At 63.7% G+C, this 20,311-nt stretch carries 16 protein-coding genes; 8 read left to right on the top strand and 8 right to left on the bottom strand.

Annotation, left to right across the window (positions count from 1 at the left end; translation table 11 throughout):
- Nucleotides 1-206 precede the first annotated feature (206 nt).
- Together BLL38_RS09800 and BLL38_RS09795 are read left to right on the top strand one after the other, a co-directional pair.
- Nucleotides 207-1,544 (top strand): carbohydrate porin, encoded by a 1,338-nt coding sequence (locus tag BLL38_RS09800; RefSeq protein ID WP_076962384.1) that lies wholly within the window; start codon nucleotides 207-209, stop codon nucleotides 1,542-1,544.
- Nucleotides 1,545-1,644: 100 nt separating this feature from the next.
- A complete protein-coding gene (locus BLL38_RS09795) occupies nucleotides 1,645-4,056 on the top strand; it encodes a glucose/quinate/shikimate family membrane-bound PQQ-dependent dehydrogenase (RefSeq protein ID WP_076962383.1) in 2,412 nt (803 codons plus the stop codon).
- Nucleotides 4,057-4,167: 111 nt separating this feature from the next.
- Here BLL38_RS09795 and BLL38_RS09790 read toward each other — a convergent pair whose 3' ends face one another.
- The 8 genes from BLL38_RS09790 to BLL38_RS09755 all read right to left on the bottom strand — a co-directional run bounded on the left by BLL38_RS09790 (nucleotide 4,168) and on the right by BLL38_RS09755 (nucleotide 13,235).
- On the bottom strand, nucleotides 4,168-6,504 hold the full coding sequence (locus tag BLL38_RS09790; protein WP_076962382.1) for a putative bifunctional diguanylate cyclase/phosphodiesterase: 2,337 nt from the start codon (nucleotides 6,502-6,504) through the stop codon (nucleotides 4,168-4,170).
- A 202-nt stretch (nucleotides 6,505-6,706) separates the two neighbouring features.
- On the bottom strand, nucleotides 6,707-7,882 hold the full coding sequence (locus tag BLL38_RS09785; RefSeq protein WP_076962381.1) for an ABC transporter substrate-binding protein: 1,176 nt from the start codon (nucleotides 7,880-7,882) through the stop codon (nucleotides 6,707-6,709).
- Nucleotides 7,879-8,859: a CobW family GTP-binding protein gene (locus BLL38_RS09780; RefSeq protein WP_076962380.1), complete on the bottom strand. Its 981-nt coding sequence runs from the start codon at nucleotides 8,857-8,859 to the stop codon at nucleotides 7,879-7,881. Before BLL38_RS09780 ends, BLL38_RS09785 begins: the two co-directional genes overlap by 4 nt.
- Nucleotides 8,860-8,923: 64 nt before the next feature.
- Nucleotides 8,924-9,232: a hypothetical protein gene (locus tag BLL38_RS09775; RefSeq protein ID WP_076962379.1), complete on the bottom strand. Its 309-nt coding sequence runs from the start codon at nucleotides 9,230-9,232 to the stop codon at nucleotides 8,924-8,926.
- 13 nt (nucleotides 9,233-9,245) lie between these two features.
- On the bottom strand, nucleotides 9,246-9,995 hold the full coding sequence (locus tag BLL38_RS09770; protein WP_076962378.1) for an SDR family NAD(P)-dependent oxidoreductase: 750 nt from the start codon (nucleotides 9,993-9,995) through the stop codon (nucleotides 9,246-9,248).
- A 221-nt stretch (nucleotides 9,996-10,216) separates the two neighbouring features.
- Entirely contained in the window at nucleotides 10,217-10,978 is a 762-nt protein-coding gene (locus BLL38_RS09765) for an SDR family NAD(P)-dependent oxidoreductase (RefSeq protein WP_076962377.1), read from the bottom strand.
- A gap of 10 nt (nucleotides 10,979-10,988) precedes the next feature.
- Nucleotides 10,989-12,329: an MFS transporter gene (locus BLL38_RS09760; protein ID WP_076962376.1), complete on the bottom strand. Its 1,341-nt coding sequence runs from the start codon at nucleotides 12,327-12,329 to the stop codon at nucleotides 10,989-10,991.
- A gap of 27 nt (nucleotides 12,330-12,356) precedes the next feature.
- Nucleotides 12,357-13,235: a polysaccharide deacetylase family protein gene (locus tag BLL38_RS09755; RefSeq protein WP_076962375.1), complete on the bottom strand. Its 879-nt coding sequence runs from the start codon at nucleotides 13,233-13,235 to the stop codon at nucleotides 12,357-12,359.
- Between the two features lie 408 nt (nucleotides 13,236-13,643).
- Between BLL38_RS09755 and BLL38_RS09750 the strand changes: the two genes are divergently transcribed.
- From BLL38_RS09750 to cmoB, 6 genes are all read left to right on the top strand, one after another.
- Nucleotides 13,644-14,633, top strand: a complete 990-nt coding sequence (locus BLL38_RS09750; protein WP_076962374.1) for a GntR family transcriptional regulator — start codon at nucleotides 13,644-13,646, stop codon at nucleotides 14,631-14,633.
- A 223-nt stretch (nucleotides 14,634-14,856) separates the two neighbouring features.
- Complete coding sequence (gene lon, locus BLL38_RS09745) at nucleotides 14,857-17,277, top strand: endopeptidase La (RefSeq protein ID WP_076962373.1); 2,421 nt, start codon at nucleotides 14,857-14,859, stop codon at nucleotides 17,275-17,277.
- Between the two features lie 191 nt (nucleotides 17,278-17,468).
- Nucleotides 17,469-17,861: a protease inhibitor I42 family protein gene (locus BLL38_RS09740; RefSeq protein ID WP_076962372.1), complete on the top strand. Its 393-nt coding sequence runs from the start codon at nucleotides 17,469-17,471 to the stop codon at nucleotides 17,859-17,861.
- A 1-nt stretch (nucleotide 17,862) separates the two neighbouring features.
- Entirely contained in the window at nucleotides 17,863-18,519 is a 657-nt protein-coding gene (locus tag BLL38_RS09735) for a lysoplasmalogenase (protein WP_076962371.1), read from the top strand.
- A 36-nt stretch (nucleotides 18,520-18,555) separates the two neighbouring features.
- The gene (cmoA, locus tag BLL38_RS09730) at nucleotides 18,556-19,299 is read left to right on the top strand and encodes a carboxy-S-adenosyl-L-methionine synthase CmoA (RefSeq protein WP_076962370.1); all 744 of its coding nucleotides are present in this window, start codon (nucleotides 18,556-18,558) and stop codon (nucleotides 19,297-19,299) included.
- Nucleotides 19,296-20,252, top strand: a complete 957-nt coding sequence (gene cmoB / locus BLL38_RS09725; protein WP_076962369.1) for a tRNA 5-methoxyuridine(34)/uridine 5-oxyacetic acid(34) synthase CmoB — start codon at nucleotides 19,296-19,298, stop codon at nucleotides 20,250-20,252. Before cmoA ends, cmoB begins: the two co-directional genes overlap by 4 nt.
- The last annotated feature ends 59 nt before the right edge of the window (nucleotides 20,253-20,311 follow it).

The raw sequence follows: 20,311 nt of genomic DNA, 5'->3' as shown, positions 1-20,311 counted from the left end.
CACTGGTTTTGCGGTGCTTGCACGCACTGTTACCAAATCCGAAAGAATCCATCTTGCGATTAGCGCTTTCTCTCCCCGAGCCGGCGCTTTATCCTTGTCCGTAACAAACTGAAACGTTTCATCTTTCAGCCAGACCTGACGCGCGTCCACCCCCCGGCCGCCGTTTGCGTACCAAAAACCAAAACTATTAAGACCTGCCCTTGCCTATGCCTGCTTTCCCAACACTGCGCCAGTGCGCTGCGCTGCTGCCTTTGTGCCTGATCCCCTGTGCCCAGGCCGCGCCGGCCTTTGACCGTGAGTCACCGTGGATGCTGGGTGATTTCGGCGGTTCCCGGACAGCGCTGTCTGAACAAGGTTACGACTTCAAGATCGACTACACCGGCGAGATGGGCAGCAACCTGCACGGCGGCTCGGACCATGACCGCACGGCGCGCTACAGCGACCAATGGGCCTTCGGCAGTCACCTGGACCTGCAGAAGATCCTTGGCTGGCACAACGCCGAGTTCCAACTGACGATCACCGAGCGCAGTGGCAATAACATTACTAACGATCGCATCAACGACCCACGGGTCGGCGGTTTTACTTCGTCCCAGGAAGTCTGGGGCCGGGGCCAGACCTGGCGCCTGACGCAGATGTGGTACCAGCAGCAATTCTTCGACCAGACGCTCGACATCAAGGCCGGGCGCTTTGGCGAAGGCGAAGACTTCAACAGCTTCCCCTGCGACTTCCAGAACCTGGCGTTCTGCGGCTCCCAGGTGGGCAACTGGGTCGGTGGCATCTGGTACAACTGGCCGGTGAGCCAATGGGCGCTGCGGGTCAAATACCACCTGACACCCGAGTTGTACGCGCAAATCGGCGCCTATGAGCAGAACCCGTCCAACCTCGATCACGGCAATGGCTTCAAGCTCAGCGGCAGCGGCACCCAGGGCGCCCTGCTGCCGGTGGAGCTGGTGTGGACGCCAAAGGTCCACGGCCTGCCGGGCGAATACCGCGCCGGTTACTACTACAGCAGCGCCAAGGCCAGCGACGTGTACAAGGATCGCAACGACCAGCCCGCAGCCGTCAGTGGCGAGGCCTATCGCAGCGCCTCCAGCAAGCACGGCGTATGGCTGGGCGTGCAGCAGCAGGTCACCAGCCTGGCCAGTGACCACTCCCGTGGCTTGAGTGTGTTCGCCAACGCGACGATGCACGATAAGAAAACCAACGCTGTGGATAACTATGTGCAGGCCGGGGTGGTCTACAAAGGCCCCTTCGATGCCCGCGCCCGGGACGATATCGGCTTTGCCGTGGCCCGCGTGCACGTCAACCCGGCCTATCGCAAGAGCGCCCAGGCCAGCAACCAGGCCCGTGCGGTCTACGATTTTGACGCCGCCGCCTACCTGCCGGTGCAAGACACCGAATACAGCGCCGAGCTCTATTACGGCGTGCATGTCAGCAACTGGCTGACGGTGCGCCCGAACCTGCAATACATCCGTCATCCGGGGGCCGTCGCCCAGGTGGATGACGCGCTGGTCGGCGGGATCAAGCTGCAAGCGTCCTTCTGAATCTGAATAAACGCAATGAGACCTGAACCAAGCCTGCGCACAAACGTCATCTACAGTGAACAAGCGCGGGACTACCTTAAACGTCACGGAGAATCACACTATGAGCACTGATGGTGCTTCAAGTCCAAGCCGCCTGCTGCCCAGGTTGCTGGGGATCTTGCTGCTGATCATGGGCCTGGCCTTGTTGGCCGGGGGCATCAAGCTGAGCATGCTCGGCGGGTCGCTGTACTACCTGCTGGCGGGTATTGGCCTCACCTTGACCGGCATCCTGCTGCTGGCCACGCGCCGCGCGGCGCTGGGCTTGTACGCTGTGGTGCTGTTCGCCAGCACGGTGTGGGCCCTGTGGGAAGTCGGCCTGGACTGGTGGCAGTTGGTGCCGCGCCTGGCCCTGCTGTTCGGCCTGGGCATTGTCATGCTGCTGCCGTGGTTCCGCCGCCCCCTGCTGCGTGGCCAACCGGCCCCGCTGGGCACCGGCGCACTGAGCGTGGCCGTGGTGCTGGCCGGCGCCACCGCCGTGGCCAGCCAGTTCACCAACCCCGGTGAAATCAAAGGCCAACTGGACCGCGACGCGGTGCCGGGCATGACCAACGCCGCCCCGGCCCAGGCCGATGGCGACTGGAATTCCTATGGCCGCTCGGCCTTCGGTGACCGTTACTCGCCGCTGGCGCAGATCACCCCTGAGAACGCGCACAAGCTGGTGCCGGCCTGGACCTATCGCACCGGCGACCTGCCTGGCCCGGGCGATCCCGGTGAAACCACCGCGGAAAACACCCCGCTGAAAGTCAACGGCATGCTCTACGTGTGTACGCCGCACAGCCAGGTAATCGCCCTTGACCCGGACACCGGCAAGGAAATCTGGCGTTTCGACCCCAAGCTCTCGACGCAAAAAGCCGCGAACTTCAAGGGTTGGGCGCACATGACCTGCCGTGGCGTGACCTATCACGATGACGCCGCCTACGCCGCCACCGCGCAAAGCCCGGCCACCGGTGCCGCTGCGCCAGCGGCCAATGCCTGCCCGCGTCGCATCTTCCTGCCGACCGCCGACACCCGTCTGATCGCCCTGAACGCCGACACCGGCAAGATGTGCGAAGACTTCGGCGACAAAGGCCAGGTCGACCTGGGTGCCAATATCGGCACCTTCGCCCCCGGTGGCTACTACTCCACCTCGCCGCCGGCCGTGACCCAGAACCTGGTGGTGATTGGCGGTCACGTCACCGATAACGTCTCCACCGACGAGCCCAGCGGCGTGATCCGCGCGTTCGACGTGCACACCGGCAAGCTGGTGTGGAACTGGGACAGCGGCAACCCGGACGACACCACGCCGATTGCCGAAGGCAAGACCTATACCCGCAACTCGCCCAACATGTGGTCGATGTTCGCCGTCGATGAAAAACTCGGCATGCTCTACCTGCCCATGGGCAACCAAACCCCGGACCAGTTCGGTGGCTACCGCACACCGGCTTCCGAGCTGCATGCTGCCGGCCTGACGGCCCTGGATATCAACACCGGTAAAGTGCGCTGGCACTACCAGTTCACCCACCATGACCTGTGGGACATGGACGTGGGCGGCCAGCCAAGCCTGATCGACATCAAGACCGCCGCCGGCGTGAAGCAAGCCGTGATGGCCTCGACCAAGCAAGGCAGCATCTATGTGCTGGACCGTGCAACGGGCGAGCCGGTGGTGCCGATCAACGAAATCCCGGTGCCGCAAGGCGCGGTCGCGGGCGATCACACCTCGCCCACCCAACCCAAGTCCGACCTCAACTTCATGCCACCGCCCCTCAAGGAGCGTGACATGTGGGGCGTGACCCCGTTCGACCAACTGCTGTGCCGGATCGACTTCAAGTCCCTGCGCTACGACGGCCCGTTCACCCCGCCATCGCTGCAAGGCTCGATCGTCTACCCGGGCAACTTCGGCGTGTTCGACTGGGGCGGCATTTCGGTTGACCCGGTGCGCCAGATCGCCTTCGTCAACCCAAGCTACATGGCGTTCAAGTCAACCATGATCCCGGCAGAAAAAATTGCCGCCATGGGCCCGCGTGTCAGCGAGACCGAAGGCGTGCAGCCGAACAAAGGCACGCCGTATGGCGTGGTCCTGGAACCGATGCTCTCGCCCATGGGCCTACCGTGCCAGGCGCCGGCCTGGGGTTATGTGGCGGCCGTGGACTTGACCACCAACAAGACCATCTGGATGCACAAGAACGGCACCGTGCGTGACAGCTCGCCAGTACCGATCCCCCTGAGCATGGGCGTGCCCAGCCTGGGCGGGACCTTCACCACGGCCGGTGGCGTGTCCTTCCTCAGCGGCACCCTCGACCAGTACCTGCGTGCCTATGACGTGAAAAACGGCAAGCAACTGTGGGAAGGCCGCCTGCCTGCAGGCGCGCAAACCACCCCGATGACCTACACCGGCAAGGACGGCAAGCAGTACGTGCTGGTCGTGGCGGGCGGTCATGGTTCCCTGGGGACCAAGCAGGGTGACTATGTGATGGCGTTCAAGCTGGCGGATTAAGCGACAGCTGCAACAAAAAACCCCGGGATTCCGGGGTTTTTTATTTGAAATACCGTTCAAATGTGGGAGCTGGCTTGCCTGCTCCCACACAAGCCCTCTCCCACAGGCCCGTCACACCGTGCTGCGATCCCGGCGCATCCACATCTCAAACGCCCTGGCATTCAACGGCCGGCTGATCAGGTAGCCCTGGGCGGTGTCGCAATTCCATTGTTTGAGCAGTGCCAGGCTGGGCTCGAACTCCACCCCTTCGGCCACCACCTTGAGCCCCAGGTTGTGGCTCATCTCGATGGTCGAACGCACGATCACCGCGTCGCCGCTGGTGCTGTCGAGGTTGCGCACAAAGGACTGGTCGATCTTCAATTCCTGCACCGGCAGGCGCTGCAACTGGGCCAGGGACGAGTAGCCGGTGCCGAAGTCGTCCACCGACAGGCTGATGCCACAGCCGCGCAGTTGCTCAAGGATGCGCAAGGCCTGTTCCGGGTTGTGCATGATCGCGCTTTCGGTGATCTCGAAAATCAACTGCCCGGCCAGCACCCCATGCCGCTCCAGCAATTCGGTCACCCGTGGCGCCAGCCCTTCGTCGCCCAGGTCGTCCACCGAGATATTCAGCGACAGCTGCACCTCCAGCCCGCGCACGCTCCACTCGGCCAACTGGCGGATCGCCTCTTCGATCACCCAATGGGTCAGGCTGGCCATGCTGCCGGAGCGCTCGGCCAGGGGGATGAATTCGGCGGGCGACACCAGGCCCAGGGTCGGGTGCTGCCAGCGCAACAGCGCCTCGGCCTGGCGCACATAGCCATGGCGCAGGTCGAGCTTGGGCTGATAGCACAGGAACAGTTCGTCTTCGATGGCGGCGCGGCGCAGGTCGCGGATCAGGTTGATCTGGCGTTGATGGGCGAGGTCGCGGTCCTGTTGATAGATCTGCAAGTAGCCAGGCAACGCGGCCGCATCGTGGCGGGCAATGGCGGCGCGGCTGATCAGTTCTTCGACCTGCTGGCCATCTTCGGGGTAGGCGGCAATGCCCATGCTCACTTCGTGGCGCAGCTCGTCGCCACCGACCCGCTGCGGTTCGGTCAACAGGCTGTACAGGCGGTCGGCGCGGGCCACGGCGCTGTCGAGCTTGGTGTTTTCCAGCAACACGAGGAATTCACTGCCGGTAATGCGCGCCGCCGAATCCCCCGCCGCCAGGCTCGACAGCAGGCAGCGGCTGGCCTCACGCAGCATTTCCTCGACGCCCTGGGGGCCGAAGCCTTCGTTGATCACCCGGTAGTTTTCGATCCCCAGGTACAGCAACACCACCGGGCGCCGCGCACTGATCGCACTGCCCAGGCGCTCCATGGCCAGGGCGCGGTTGGGCAGGCCGGTCAATGCATCGTGCAGGGCGTTGTGTGCCAGTTGCCGTTCGCGCACGGCGATGCCGCTCTGCATCGCGTTGAAGGCCCGGGCCAACAGGCCGAACTCATCCTTGCCGCGCACCGCCACCGGCGTGCGGTAGTCACCGGCGCCGATGCGCTCGGCCGCCTGCACCAGGGCATCGAGCGGGCGCGACACCCGGCGCGCCATCAACAGTGCGCCCACCAGCGAGACCAGCAAGGCCGCCAGGGCAATGCCGAGAAATTGCCGGTCCAGCGGCGCGAAGGATTGCAGGGCCTGGTCCAGCGGGCTTTGCAGCAAGGCCATGACGTGCCCACCATCCCCGGTGTTGGCCAGGGGCAGCACCTGGCTGAGAAAGCGCTGGCCGTGCAGTTGGCTCATCTGCGCCAGTTCGGCGGGATTGGGGTCATACAGCGCCTGGATAATGGCCGGGCGGTCGGCCAGGGGCTGGGTGCTGAACAAGGTGCCCGGCTGGCCCTGGTCCACGCTCATGAACGACACTTCCAGGTTGCTCAACGAGCGCAACTCGGCGGCAAACGCCTCATCCATGGAAAAACCCATGACCACCCGGGCAATGGGCAGTGGATCCAGCACCTCTTCCTGCACCAGCAGGAACGGCTGGCCGGCCAGGGCCACAATCAGCATTTGCAAGGAGTTGCGCCGGGCGTAGCGCAGCGCCTGGGCATAGGGAAAGACTTGCTGCGCAGGCACGCCGGCCAGGGTGCTGACGATGACCTGCCCATCGAGCCCCAGCACAAACACCTCGCTGGCACGGATCCCGCTGCCATGATGGCGCAGGGCGGCAAGGATCTGTGCCGGCTCGCCCGCGGCGACTGCCCGGCGAAACTGCGCATCCACCGTCAGCCAGTCCAGGCCGTATTGCAGGCGCCGCCCGCGCAAGTCCAGCAACCGCTCGAACACTCGGCTGCCGGTCTCCAGTTGCACCTGGGCCTGATTCTCCACGGCATGGGTAGTGGCCACTTTCACGGCAAAGTACACCGCGCCTACCACCACCAGCAGCAATAACGCCAACACCCCGGCCAGCCGCGCCTGGAAGGCGTGGCGCCATTTCATCCGCTTGCCTCCTGGTAGCGTGCCCGCGCCCCAGCTCAAGCGTCCTTTTGTCATACGCATCCCTCGCGACTGCAGGCCCGGCGTCAAATAAATGCCCGTTCATTCAGAACATTTGGAAAACCCAGATTAGCCGTCGCAGGGCAGAAGTAAACCTAATAAATACGGGCGGTGGGCTGACATTATTTTGACGACAAATCACCGGCTACACGGCGCGGGCCCGCATAAAATCGCCCCAGCGGCGCACCAGGTAGTTGTGCTCGTCCATCACCGAGTTCCACACGGCGATATGCCCCATGCGCTGCTCATAGGAGCCGCCATCGCGCACCTCGCCGACCTCGATCAGCGGCAGGCCATCGCTGCCCGGCAGCTCTTCGCGGGCGGGCAGGCCGGCGTACCAGTAGTCCCACTCGGCACGGCTCAGGTGGTCACGGCTGCGCGCCGGGTTGCCGATGTAGTAACCCTGGCGGGCCATCACCGCGCCGGGCCAACCCGACAACCACCAGTTGAGGTAGGCGTAGGCGGCGTCCAGCACCGGACCTTTGGCGTGACGCGACAGCGACAGGCCGCCGAACCAGGCGCGGTAGCCTTCGCGGGGCACCGCCAGGCGGTATTTGACCCCGGCCCGATGCAGGCGCATCAAGGTCGGCGACCACAGGCTCTGGATATCGATGCTGGGGCTGAGCATCAAGTGCGCCGCTTCTTCATCGTCGGACCAGAACGCGGCGAAATGCCCTTCCTTCTGCTTGCGCACCAGGATCTCAGCCAGCACATCGATCTCTTCGATGCTCATATTGCCGATGTCGTTGAAGTGGGCCAGCCCCGCCCCCTGCACCGCCAACGCGGCATCCAGGGCGCCGATGGCCGCATCGCTTTGCAACGCGGTGCGTGCACGCCAGGCCGGGTCCAGCAGCCAGCCCCAGCTTTCGTTGCGGCGGCAAAAGCCTTCGGGCAAACGCTCGGGGCGGTAGGCAAAGCTGTCGGCGTTGTGGGTCAGGGGCAGCATGCTGATGCGCTCGGTAACGGCGCTGCCGAGGCTGCCGTCGTGCTGCACGAACAGGCGCTCGCTGGGCACGCTGCCGCTGCCCAGGCGGTCATTGGCACTCAGGCGCCCGCGCTTGGGCAGGTCGTTGATCTCGTGCCACAGGGCAATGCGCCGGGTGTCGATGGGCTGGATCGCCCGCGCCGGCCATACAAAATCGACGTTGTGAAACCACTGGTCGTAGAGGTCGTAGCTGTCGGGCTGCATCACCGCAATGCGCTGCGCCTGTGCTACATCGTGCACCTGGTACACCAGGCGGATGCCCAGCTCCTGTTCGGCGCGCACGCGCAACGCTTCGAGCAGGGTCACTGAAGTACCGAGGACACGTAGGGTAATCATGCTGCCAACCGCCGGGAGAACACCTCAAAGGAACGGCGCAACAACGCCGGGTCCAGGCCGCGCAGGATAAACACCAGGCGCGACTGGCGCTCCGTGCCCGGCCATGCAGGCAAATGAACCGGGGCATGCAGGCAATGCTGCACGCCATGAATGACGATGGGGGCCGAGCTTGCGTTCACGTTGAGCAGTCCTTTGACGCGAAGAATGCGTTCGCCATGGCATCTTAACAGCATCGACAACCAGACCCCGAAGCCCACCCAGTCCAGGGGTTGGTCGAAGGTCAGGCAACACACCTGCGCCGCACCGTGGGTAGAGGGCGTGGAAGACGCCTGATGCAGCCGCCAGCGCCCGACTTCCACGGCCGGCGTCGCGCTGCGCAGGCCCTCGCCCAGCAGCAGTTGATCGCCGCTATGCACCTCGCAGGCATTCAGGATCGGCGTGCCGGCGTTCAGCGCGGCCAGGTGCTGGCGCAGGCCATCGCAGTTATCCACCCGATCGATCTTGCTCAGCAGCAGGCGATCGGCCGCCGCCACCTGGGCCAGCCATTCCGGGTGCAGGCGCTCTTGCAGGGCGGCGTGGCTAGCATCGACCAGGGTCACCACCAGGCCGATATGAAAGCGCCCGCGCAGTTGCACGTCGTTGTTCAAGGTGGCTAGGATCGGCGCCGGGTCGGCGAGGCCGGTGGTTTCCAGGATCACCCGTTTGAACGCCGGGATTTCCCCGCGCTCGCGGCGTTGCAGCAGGCCCAGCAGCGCGTCTTTCAACTCGCCGCGAATGGAACAGCAGATACAGCCGCTGGGCAGCAGCACGGTGTCGGGCGCGACGGCTTCGACCAGCAGGTGATCGATGCCGACATCGCCGAACTCATTGATCAGCAGCGCAGTCTCGCCGAGGCTTTCGCCTTGTAGCAGGCGCTTGAGCAAGGTGGTCTTGCCACTGCCGAGGAAGCCGGTGATGACATTCAGTGCGATGCTCATATTTATACCTCCCGCTCCCACATTTGATCTTCGCTGCTTTGAGTATTCTGAACGGCACCCATATTTAAAGGCGTTGCGGGGTAGCTTCCAGGTGATCGAGCAGTTTGGGATCGAGGGGGTCCAGTGGGCGGCCGAGCATGCCTTCTGCCGCGCGCCACAACGCGTCCAGACCACTGGCCAATTCCTGCTTGCCGGTGGCGCCAAGCAGCAGGTAGGACGCGCCCTGGAAGTCTTCGACCTTGAGCCGGAACACCGCCAGCACCTGGTTGATCGCGGCAATCCGGCGCAGGCGTTCGCGGCGCCGGGGCAGTTCGTCGCCCAAAGGATCGCTCCAGTGCAGGTCTTCGCCCAGCAGTCCGCAGAGTCCGCACATGGTCAGGCCCCGGTCATGGCATGACATCGCCAGCGTTCGGCCCCAGCGTCTGGCCGACAAACAGGTTGCCGCCCGGTTCGCTGGCCAGCAGCACCGCCGTGGGCGCCACTTCAGCGGCCAGGCCGAACCGCCCCAGGGGCAGCTCGGCGGCCTTGGCGCGCTTCCAGGTGTCGCTGATGCCGCTCACCAGGGGCGTCTCGATGGGGCCGGGGGCGATGGCGTTGACCAGCACATTGTCCTTGGCCACTTCCAGGGCCAGGGACTTGGTAAAACCCATCACCCCGGCCTTGGCCGCCGCGTAATGGGTGAGTTCGGCGCCGCCCTTGATCCCCAGTTGCGAGGCGATATTGATAATCCGCCCCCAGCGCTGGGCGAGCATATGGGGCAAGGCGCGCTGGCTGGCGATAAACACACTGGTCAGATCCACGCGCAGCATATCGTTCCACTGCTCGATGGACAGGTCGACACAGCGCGCCTGGGTCAGCATGCCGGCGTTGTTGACCAGGATATCGATGCCGCCCCAATGCGCGACGCAGGCATCGACACTGGCCTGGGCACCGTCGACGCTGCCGACATCGGCCAGGCATTCAAATACCTCGGCGCCGAGGTTGCGGCAGGTGATGGCGGTTTCGGCCAGGCTCGCGGCATCGCGGTCGGCCAGCAGCAGGCGGGCGCCTTCGACGGCATAGGCGCGGGCGATGGCAGCGCCTATGCCGCTGCCGGCGCCGGTGATCACGGCGCGGCGGTTGCTGAGTTGAGGCATGCAGATTCTCCTGTTGTTGAGACGGGTGAGCTTCCCTGTGGGAGCGGGCTTGCCCGCGATAGCGGCGTGTCAGCCAGCAAATCTGTCACTGACATACCGCTATCGCGGGCAAGCCCGCTCCCACATTTGATCTACGCGGCTTTGAGCATTGCGTTCGCTTAACTGATCGGTATTAGGCCAAGCCTGCTCCCACATTTGGACTGCTTAGGGTTCAAGGGGGGTCAGTCGGGCCAGCGCACGGTCAGGCCACCATCAATCACGATGCTCTGCCCGGTCAGGTAGCTGGACGCCTCACTGGTCAAGAACTGCACCAGCGACGCCACTTCATCCGCCCGCCCGACCCGGCCCAACGGGATCGCCCGCGCGGCTTTTGCCAGGCCTTCGGGGCCGAGGGAGTTCTTGGCGTCCAGCGACTGCGGTGTCTCGATCAACCCCGGGATCACCGCGTTGCAGCGGATCCCCAACGGCGCCAGTTCCACCGCCAGCGAGCGGCACAAGCCCGGTACGCCAGCCTTGGCCGCGGCGTAATGGGCGTGCTCCTGCCACCCGTACACGCCACCGGCAATCGACGAGATCGCCACCAGCGCCCCGCCCTCTTTCATCTGCCCGGTTGCCGCGCGGAAGGTGCGCATCACCCCGGTCAGGTCGACGTTGAGCATCTCGTCCCACAGCGCGTCGGTCATCTCCAGCAAGGGCGCGCGGCGCAACAGGCCGGCGTTGGCCACGGCGTAGTCGAGGCGGCCAAAATGCTGGGTGGCCTGCGCCGCCAGGTTATCCACCGAGGCGCTATCCCCCACGTCCAGCGGCAACATCAGGCATTCGCCAGCGGCCGCTTGCACCAGGCCCACGGTGGCTTGCGGGTCATGGGGATCGGCCGGGTAGTACCCGCCCACCACCGCCACGCCGGCGCGGGCATAGGCCACGGCGAGGGCTTGGCCGATGCCGCTGGCGGCACCGGTAATCAAGGCGACTTTACGGTTCATCAAACACTCCTTACTGAACGGTTTCCGGGCGCACATGGCGGGCGGCAAACATCAGCGCGCCAGAGAGCAAGCACGGCAGCGCGCCGAAATACAGGGCGGCGGTCTGCCAATCGCTGCCTGAGGACAGCACCTGGGTCGCGCCAAAGCCGGCGACTACCGCGCCCAACGGGCCCATGGCATGGATGATCGCGCCGCCGGTGGCGCGGATGCTGGTGGGGAAACTTTCACTGATAAAGAACAGCGCCGCCGAGTACGGGCCGATCAAAAAGAACAGGCCCAGGCTGTACAGCCCGACCACCATGGGCATCGTGCTCGGGCCGTAGAGCATGCCGGCAAACGCCAGGCCGCCGAGCATCCAGCCCAGGCCGATGACATTGCGCCGGCCGATCTTGTCGCCCATCCAGCCGTGGCACAGGTAGCCGCAGTAGCCCACCAGGTTGGACAGCACCAGGATGATCAGCGAGTTCTCGAACGAGATCTGGTGCACGCTGATGATCACCGAGGTGCCCAGCACGCTGAACACCTGGATCGCCGCCCAGTTGAGCAGGATCGCCGCGCCGATCACCAGGGTTGCCCGGCGTGCCGGACCACGGAAGGCCGCCTTGAGGCCGGCCTTGCTGTGTTCGTCGTAGTCCACGCCGTAGGTCAGCGCGACGTTCTGCGCCTCGCTCACCGCGCCGCGCTTGCGCAATTGGGTGATGCGCTGGTGGATCTGGAACTGCGGGCTCTCCTTGAGCTTGCGCGCCATGACCGCAATGACGATGGCCGGGATTGCAGCGAAGATAAAGCAGCCCTGCCAGCCGATGATCGGCAACAGCAGCGCCGTCAGGCCCGCCGCGATCAGCGCGCCGACCGGCCAGCCGCCCTGTACCAGGCTGTAGATAAAGCCGCGACGCTTGGCCAGTTTCGGGTCGTCGGAAGCCGCATACAGCTCGCTCAGGTAGGTGGCGTTGACCGTTTCCTCGGCATAGCCCAGGCCACCCAGGGAGCGGATCAGAATCAGTGGCGACTTGCCCCACGCGCCGCCGATGGCGGTCAGCGCCGAGCACACGGCAGAGCCGGCGACGGTGAAGATAATCCCGGTGCGCCGCCCCAGCCTGTCCACCAGCGGGCCGATGGCCAGGGCGACGATCGCCGTCCCCACCGCCACCCAGGTCGCGATCTCGGCTTGCTCCACTTCACCCCAGCCAAAGTGCCGGCCGATTTCCGGCAACAGCGTGCCGAACAGGATGAAGTCATACACCGCGAACACCCAGGCAAAAAATGCAATCCAGGTGGCAAAGCGTACCTCCTTGGCCGTCAGTTGCCGGGGTTTCCAGCCAGTCAGGTCGAGCTTGTTGTAGATAGACATGGATCGCGCCTCGATGGGGGCAAAGGGTCAGGTACGGGGTTGGCGGCGGATAAAGTCGTCGGCGATTTCGTCGAAGGTGACGAAGCGCACGCCGGCATGGCCCTGGATGTGTTCGATCAAGCGTTCCAGCATCAACAGCACTTGCGGACGGCCCGACACATCGGGGTGGATGGTCATGGTGAACACGGCGTGTTCGTGTTCGCGGTAGACCCAGTCGAACTGGTCGCGCCACATTTCTTCAAGGTGCCGTGGGTTGACGAAACCGTGGCTGTTGGGCGCCTTCTTGATAAACATCATGGGCGGCAGGTCGTCGAGGTACCAGTTGGCGGGGATCTCCACCAGGTCGGTTTCTTCGCCGCGCACCAGGGGTTTCATCCAGGTGTCGGGGTGCTGGCTGTAGTCGATCTTGGTCCAGCTGTCGCCCTTGCGTACGTAATAGGGGTGGAAGTCGTTGTGCATCAGGCTGTGGTCATACTTGATGCCCTTTTTCAGCAGCAGCTCGTTGGTCACCTTGCTAAATTCCCACCAGGGCGCGACGTAGCCGGTGGGGCGTTTGCCTGTGACCTGGGTGATCAGTTCGATGGACTTGTCGAGGACGATTTCTTCCTGCTCGGCCGTCATCGCGATGGGGTTTTCATGGCTGTAGCCATGCACGCCGATTTCGTGGCCGGCATCGGCCACGGCCTTCATCTGCTCGGGGAAGGTTTCCATCGAATGCCCGGGGATAAACCAGGTGGTGCGCAGGCCGTAGCGCTCGAACAACTTGAGCAGGCGTGGCGCGCCGATTTCACCGGCGAACAGGCCACGGGAAATGTCATCGGGTGAGTCTTCACCACCGTAGGAACCGAGCCAGCCGGCGACGGCGTCAACGTCGACGCCAAATGCACAGAGAATGTCTTTAGCCATGGTGTGTCTCCTTGAAGCGTGAGTGCTCGTCGCGGCCGCTGGCAAAATCCCCGGCCATTGCAGGGGCCTTTGACATCCAGCCCACCTAAAACGTACATATTAATAAAATGTACATTTTATAAAGGCAGGTTTCGTGCCAGCCGTTCAGCACACGGCAGCCTGGTCTCTGGCGATATCGCCAAGACCTACGGGCTAGGGGGGTGTCGAGTCCGAGAAAAAATCGTGCAAGGCTTCAGGGATGAGCCCTCAATGAAATAATGTATCTTTTATAAATAAATACATTTTAGTGCAGAAAAGTAACAGCCCTAGATTCCAGGCCCCAAAAAAGCGCCGCCGATGTGGCGCAGAGTGACAGGCGCATCTATGAGAGAATCCCCGGCCACCGTCCTACATGCCCCAGAGAAAGCAATGAAAGCAGTGTCCGCCTCGGCCTCCCGTTACGCGATGATTCACCAGTTGTTGCGGGATGCGATCGTCAGCGGCACCGCGCGCCACGGGTTGGTCCTGCTGGAGGCGCCGCTGGCCGAACTGTTCGGCACCAGCCGCGTGCCGGTGCGCAAGGCCCTGGACCTGCTGCATACAGAAGGCCTGATCTGCCGTTTCGATGGCCGGGGCTACCTGATCAACCCCGAAGGCCTGGCGCTGGAGCCGCTGCGCCTGCCCCTGAGCCCTGCACACCTGGGCCTGAACGGCGATGATGAGCTGGTAGACACCCGGCCCCTGGGCGAGCGGATCGTCGAGGAAATCGGCGCGGCGCTGTCCACTTGTGTCGCCTTCGGCCACTACCGCCTCGATGAGCAGGCCGCCGCCGATCACTATGGCGTCAGCCGCGCGGTGGTGCGTGAAGCCTTGATGCGCCTGCGCGACCGCGGCCTGGTGGAAAAGGAGCCGTACTCGCAATGGCTGGCCGGGCCGCTGACCGCCCGGGAAGTCACCGAAGACTACGAACTGCGCGCCTGCCTGGAGCCCGAAGCCCTGCGCCAGAGCGCCCCAGGCCTGGCGCGCGAGGTGCTCGAAGCCATGTTGCAACGGGTGATCGACGCTCAAGACCGCGCCCATTGCAGCCTGGAAGATATCGAACAGCTGGAAGCCGACCTGCACCAGCACTGCCTGGCAGGCCTGCAGAACCGCAAGATCGCCGCCCTGATCCGCCAAGGCCAGAGCCCGATGATCATCAGCCGGATTTTCTATCGCCTGCTGGGCATCGGCGCCGATCCTGCGATGCTCGCCGAACACCGGTTGATCCTGGAATTGCTGCTGCATGGGGCATTCGATGCGGCGGCGCTGAACCTGCGCGAGCATTTGCAGCGGGCACGGCAACGGATGTTGCAGCGCTTGAAGGTGTTGTCGGTATTACCGGAGCAGCCGTTGCCGGGCTACCTCAAGAAGCTCAGCTGACCTGCTCGTTCCCACGCTCCGCGTGGGAATGCCGCCTTGGACGCTCTGCGTCCGCTCTTGGGACGCGGAGCGTCCTGGGGATGCATTCCCACGCAGAGCGTGGGAACGAGCAGGCGAGCCGTTGGGGTTAATATCATGCAATTTGTTGCTAAGCACCCCGCGCCATTGAAACCACCGCCGACCCGCCCCATCTAACCTCCATACTTCCCTATGCAGGTGCCCCATGAGCGACCAGCAAGAATTCCCCGATATCGACCTCAACGACTACGCCGACCCCGAAAACGCCCAAACCCCGTCGTCCAACACCGGCCTGGCCCTGCCTGGGCAGAACCTGCCGGACAAGGTCTATATCATCCCGATCCACAACCGCCCGTTCTTCCCGGCGCAAGTGTTGCCGGTGATCGTCAATGAAGAGCCCTGGGCCGAGACCCTGGAGCTGGTGAGCAAATCCGACCATCACTCCCTGGCGCTGTTCTTCATGGACACCCCACCCGAAGACCCACGGCATTTCGATACCTCCGCCCTGCCGCTGTACGGCACCCTGGTCAAGGTGCATCACGCCAGCCGCGAAAACGGCAAGCTGCAATTCGTCGCCCAGGGCCTGACCCGCGTGCGCATCAAGACCTGGCTCAAGCACCATCGCCCACCGTACCTGGTGGAAGTCGAATACCCGCACCAGCCCAGCGAGCCGACCGATGAGGTCAAGGCCTACGGCATGGCGCTGATCAATGCGATCAAGGAGCTGCTGCCGCTCAACCCGCTGTACAGCGAAGAGTTGAAGAACTACCTCAACCGCTTCAGCCCCAACGACCCGTCGCCCCTGACCGACTTCGCCGCCGCGCTGACCTCGGCCACCGGTAACGAGTTGCAGGAAGTGCTGGACTGCGTGCCGATGCTCAAGCGCATGGAAAAAGTGTTGCCGATGCTGCGCAAAGAGGTGGAAGTTGCGCGCCTGCAAAAGGAAATCTCCGCCGAGGTGAACCGCAAGATCGGTGAGCACCAACGCGAATTCTTCCTCAAGGAACAGCTCAAGGTGATCCAGCAGGAGCTGGGGCTGACCAAGGACGACCGCAGCGCCGACGTCGAGCAGTTCGAGCAACGCCTGGAAGGCAAGGTGCTGCCGGCCCAGGCGCGCAAGCGCATCGATGAAGAACTCAACAAGCTGTCGATCCTGGAAACCGGCTCGCCGGAATACGCGGTGACACGCAACTACCTGGACTGGGCCACCTCGGTGCCGTGGGGCGTGTATGGCGAGGACAAGCTCGACCTCAAGCACGCGCGCAAAGTCCTGGATAAACACCATGCGGGGCTGGACGACATCAAGAGTCGCATCCTCGAGTTCCTGGCCGTGGGCGCCTATAAAGGCGAGGTCGCCGGTTCCATCGTGCTGCTGGTGGGCCCGCCGGGCGTGGGCAAGACCAGTGTCGGCAAATCGATTGCCGAGTCCCTGGGCCGGCCGTTCTACCGCTTCAGCGTCGGCGGCATGCGCGACGAGGCCGAGATCAAGGGCCATCGCCGTACCTACATCGGCGCCCTACCGGGCAAGCTGGTGCAGGCGCTCAAAGATGTGGAAGTGATGAACCCGGTGATCATGCTCGACGAGATCGACAAGATGGGCCAGAGCTTCCAGGGCGACCCGGCGTCGGCCCTGCTGGAAACCCTCGACCCGGAACAGAACGTCGAATTCCTCGACCACTACCTGGACCTGCGCCTGGACCTGTCCAAAGTGCTGTTCGTGTGCACCGCCAACACCCTGGACTCGATCCCCGGCCCGTTGCTGGACCGCATGGAAGTGATTCGCCTGTCGGGCTATATCACCGAAGAAAAAGTCGCCATCGCCAAGCGCCACCTGTGGCCCAAGCAGTTGGAAAAAGCCGGCGTGGCAAAAACCAGCCTGAGCATCACCGACGGCGCCCTGCGCGCCCTGATCGACGGCTATGCCCGCGAAGCCGGGGTGCGCCAGCTGGAGAAGCAACTGGGCAAGCTGGTGCGCAAGGCGGTGGTCAAGTTGCTGGACGAGCCGGACTCGGTGATCAAGATCGGCAACAAGGACCTGGAAAGCTCCCTGGGCATGCCGGTGTTCCGCAACGAGCAAGTGCTGTCGGGCACCGGGGTGATTACCGGCCTGGCCTGGACCAGCATGGGCGGCGCGACCTTGCCGATCGAGGCGACGCGCATCCACACGCTCAATCGCGGCTTCAAGCTCACCGGGCAGTTGGGTGACGTGATGAAGGAATCCGCCGAAATCGCCTACAGCTACATCAGCTCCAACCTGAAGTCGTTTGGCGGTGACCCGAAGTTCTTCGATGAAGCCTTCGTGCACCTGCATGTGCCGGAAGGCGCTACGCCCAAAGACGGCCCGAGTGCCGGGGTGACCATGGCCAGTGCGTTGCTGTCGCTGGCGCGCAACCAGCCGCCGAAAAAAGGCGTGGCCATGACCGGCGAACTGACCCTGACCGGGCATGTGCTGCCGATTGGCGGCGTGCGCGAGAAGGTGATTGCGGCGCGGCGCCAGAAGATCCATGAACTGATCCTGCCCGAGCCCAACCGGGGCAGCTTTGAAGAGTTGCCGGAATACCTCAAGGACGGCATGACAGTGCACTTTGCCAAGCGGTTTGCGGATGTGGCCAAGGTGTTGTTCTGATAGATCTGTAGCGTCGGCACTGGCCTCATCGCGGGCAAGCCCGCTCCCACATTTTGATGTGTGAACACATTCAAGTGTGGGAGCGGGCTTGCCCGCGATGAGGCCGGCACAGCCAACATAAATACCACCCTGTAACACCTTGTCTCATCTTCGGTTATGCTCGCCCTTCGTCGCCAATAAACGGAGCCTTCATGACCGCTGCCCGCCTGCTTCTTGCCCTAAGCCTCGCCCTGCTCGCGGCTTGCGCCAGTGCACCGAAGCAAAACGTCACCGTGGAAAAACAAAGCGCCTGCCCGCTCAAGCTCAAGGCCGGGCAAAACCTGACCCTGACCTTGCCGAGCAACCCCACCACCGGTTATCGCTGGGCGATCCAGGATTCGGCCGGCGGCGTGCTGCGCAGCCTCGGCCCCGAGGTCTACAGCAACCCCGAGGACGCCGGCGTGGTCGGTGCCGCCGGGCAATCCACCTGGCGCTTCCAGGCCTTTACCGCCGGTAGCGGCCGCCTGCGCCTGACCTCCCAACAACCCTGGGCCCCGGAAGTGAATCCGGTGGACACCTTTGACTGCGCCATTACGGTGAACTGATATGCCATGGATGATTCTTGCGTTGATGGGTGCGGCTACCTTTATCTACGGCCTGAGCACGCACGCCACCTTGCTTTGCCTGTTGGTCAAGCCGCTGCCGGTCTTGGCGCTGTTGGGTTGGCTGCATGATGCGCCGCCCAGCGACTATCGACGCTGGATCAGCCTGGGGCTGATTTTCTCCCTGGTGGGCGATGTGTTGCTGGCCTGGCCCGGCGACCTGTTTATCTTTGGCCTGGGCGCGTTCCTGATCGCGCACCTGGCGTACCTCAAGGCCTACTTCAGCGACTGCCGCCGTGCAGCGCTGCCTGCCTTGATACTGGCGCTGGTGGTTGGCGCAATCTTGCTGAGCATCCTGATTTCCCACGGTCTGGGCGACTTGCTGATTCCGGTGGTGGTGTATGCGCTGGTGATCAGCGCCATGCTCTGGCGTGCGTTGGCCCGGTTGGGCAGCGATGTGCCCAAGCGCTCGGCACAATTGGCGGCGGCCGGGGCGGCGTCGTTTGTGTTTTCCGACACGCTGATCGGCATCAACCGCTTTGTGGTGACCTTCGATGCCGCGCCGTATCTGTTGATCATTACCTATTGGTTGGGGCAATGGGGCATCACCGCATCGGCTTTCCATCAGACAACCCGCGCATCGCCTCGCCAACCTGGCTAAAATGCCGGCCTTTTCCACTTCGTCGCCGGAACAGCCGTGAGCAAAGAACCCGATCGCCTATTCGCCCAGCCCTTGCCCCAGGTGCCGGACTTCGCCTTTAACGAGGACGTGGTGCGGGTGTTCCCGGACATGATCAAGCGTTCGGTGCCCGGTTACCCGACCATTGTCGAGAACCTCGGCGTGCTGGCGGCGCAGTTCGCCCAGCCGGGCAGCGTGCTGTATGACCTGGGTTCGTCCCTGGGCGCGGTGACCCAGGCCCTGCGGCGCCATGTGCGCACCGACGGCTGCCGGGTGATCGCGGTGGATAACTCGGCGGCGATGGTCGAGCGCTGCCGCGAATACCTCAACGGCCAGGACTCGATGTTCCAGGAGCTGTTGCCGGTGCAGGTGATCGAAGGCGATATCCTCGCCCTGCAGTTTCAGCCGGCCTCGGTGGTGGCGCTGAACTTCACCCTGCAATTCATTGCCCCCGAGGAGCGCCTGGCGCTGCTTGGGCGGATTCGCCAGGCGCTGCTGCCCGGTGGCGCGCTGATTCTCTCGGAAAAACTGCGCTTCAATGATGCCGAGGAACACGCGCTGCTCACCGACCTGCATGTGGCGTTCAAGCGCGCCAACGGCTACAGCGAACTGGAAATCGCCCAGAAGCGCAGCGCCATCGAAAACGTCATGAAGCCCGACAGCCTCGAAGAACACCGCGAACGCCTGCTGGCGGCCGGGTTCTCGAAAGTCGTGCCGTGGTTCCAGTGTCTTAACTTTGCCTCGTTGATTGCCTTGCCATGATTGATCTGTCTCCCCTCGCCCGCCATCTGGTCGGCACTCCCCTGGCCGTATGGGCCCAGGGCCTGCAAGCACAACTCGATGCAAAAATGGAAAAGGGCCATGGCGACCTGGCGCGCTGGCAAAGTGCGCTGGACGCATTGCCCAAGATTCTGCCTAGCGAAGTCGACCTGCTGAACGGCCTGACCCTCGACACCGCTTGCGATGACGCCACCCGTGAGCAGATGCATGCCGCGCTGATGGGCCTGAGCCCGTGGCGCAAAGGCCCGTTCAACCTGTTCGGGGTGCATGTAGACACCGAATGGCGCTCGGACTGGAAATGGTCGCGGGTCGCACCGCACCTGAACCTTGCGGGCAAGCGCATCCTCGATGTGGGCTGTGGCAACGGCTATTACATGTGGCGCATGCTCGGCGCCGGCGCCGACAGCGTGATTGGCGTCGACCCCAACTGGCTGTTCTTTTGCCAGTTCCAGGCGGTGCAGCGCTACCTGTCGGCCCCTAACGCCTGGCACCTGCCGTTCCCGTTCGAGGACCTGCCGCCGAACATGGAAGGTTTCGACACGGTGTTCTCCATGGGCGTGTTCTACCACCGCCGCTCGCCCATCGAGCATTTGCTGGCGCTCAAGGACTGCCTGGTCAAGGGCGGCGAACTGGTGCTGGAGACCTTGGTGATCGAGGGTGATCAGCAGCAGGTGCTGGTGCCGGAAGACCGCTACGCGCAGATGCGTAATGTGTGGTTCCTGCCCTCGGTGCCGGCGCTGATGCTGTGGCTGCGGCGTGCCGGGTTCAGTGAGGTGCGTTGCGTGGATGTGAGCGTGACCACGCTCGAGGAACAGCGTGGCACCGAGTGGATGAAGTATCAGTCGCTGAGTGACTTCCTCGATCCTGAGGACCACAGCAAGACGATTGAAGGGCTGCCGGCGCCGATGCGGGCGGTGATTATCGCCAAGAAGTAACCCCCAATCTCCCTGAGAAAATGCAGATCAAAAATGTGGGAGCAGGCAAGCCAGCTCCC

It is taken from the genome of Pseudomonas gessardii, assembly GCF_001983165.1.
Classification (GTDB): domain Bacteria; phylum Pseudomonadota; class Gammaproteobacteria; order Pseudomonadales; family Pseudomonadaceae; genus Aquipseudomonas; species Aquipseudomonas gessardii.
Note: the sequence above shows the minus strand (reverse complement) of the source record. Positions and strands in the feature narration are given on the sequence as shown.

Bases quoted from the DNA above. Each gene is read 5' to 3' on its own strand.
- lon (WP_076962373.1), top strand. From the start codon at position 14,857: ATGAGCGACCAGCAAGAATTCCCCGATATCGACCTCAACGACTACGCC.
- BLL38_RS09800 (WP_076962384.1), top strand. From the start codon at position 207: ATGCCTGCTTTCCCAACACTGCGCCAGTGCGCTGCGCTGCTGCCTTTG.
- BLL38_RS09755 (WP_076962375.1), bottom strand. From the start codon at position 13,235: ATGGCTAAAGACATTCTCTGTGCATTTGGCGTCGACGTTGACGCCGTC.
- cmoB (WP_076962369.1), top strand. From the start codon at position 19,296: ATGATTGATCTGTCTCCCCTCGCCCGCCATCTGGTCGGCACTCCCCTG.
- BLL38_RS09780 (WP_076962380.1), bottom strand. From the start codon at position 8,859: ATGAGCATCGCACTGAATGTCATCACCGGCTTCCTCGGCAGTGGCAAG.
- BLL38_RS09795 (WP_076962383.1), top strand. From the start codon at position 1,645: ATGAGCACTGATGGTGCTTCAAGTCCAAGCCGCCTGCTGCCCAGGTTG.
- BLL38_RS09765 (WP_076962377.1), bottom strand. From the start codon at position 10,978: ATGAACCGTAAAGTCGCCTTGATTACCGGTGCCGCCAGCGGCATCGGC.
- BLL38_RS09735 (WP_076962371.1), top strand. From the start codon at position 17,863: ATGCCATGGATGATTCTTGCGTTGATGGGTGCGGCTACCTTTATCTAC.
- BLL38_RS09750 (WP_076962374.1), top strand. From the start codon at position 13,644: ATGAAAGCAGTGTCCGCCTCGGCCTCCCGTTACGCGATGATTCACCAG.
- BLL38_RS09740 (WP_076962372.1), top strand. From the start codon at position 17,469: ATGACCGCTGCCCGCCTGCTTCTTGCCCTAAGCCTCGCCCTGCTCGCG.
- BLL38_RS09770 (WP_076962378.1), bottom strand. From the start codon at position 9,995: ATGCCTCAACTCAGCAACCGCCGCGCCGTGATCACCGGCGCCGGCAGC.
- BLL38_RS09760 (WP_076962376.1), bottom strand. From the start codon at position 12,329: ATGTCTATCTACAACAAGCTCGACCTGACTGGCTGGAAACCCCGGCAA.
- BLL38_RS09790 (WP_076962382.1), bottom strand. From the start codon at position 6,504: ATGAAATGGCGCCACGCCTTCCAGGCGCGGCTGGCCGGGGTGTTGGCG.
- BLL38_RS09785 (WP_076962381.1), bottom strand. From the start codon at position 7,882: ATGATTACCCTACGTGTCCTCGGTACTTCAGTGACCCTGCTCGAAGCG.
- BLL38_RS09775 (WP_076962379.1), bottom strand. From the start codon at position 9,232: ATGTGCGGACTCTGCGGACTGCTGGGCGAAGACCTGCACTGGAGCGAT.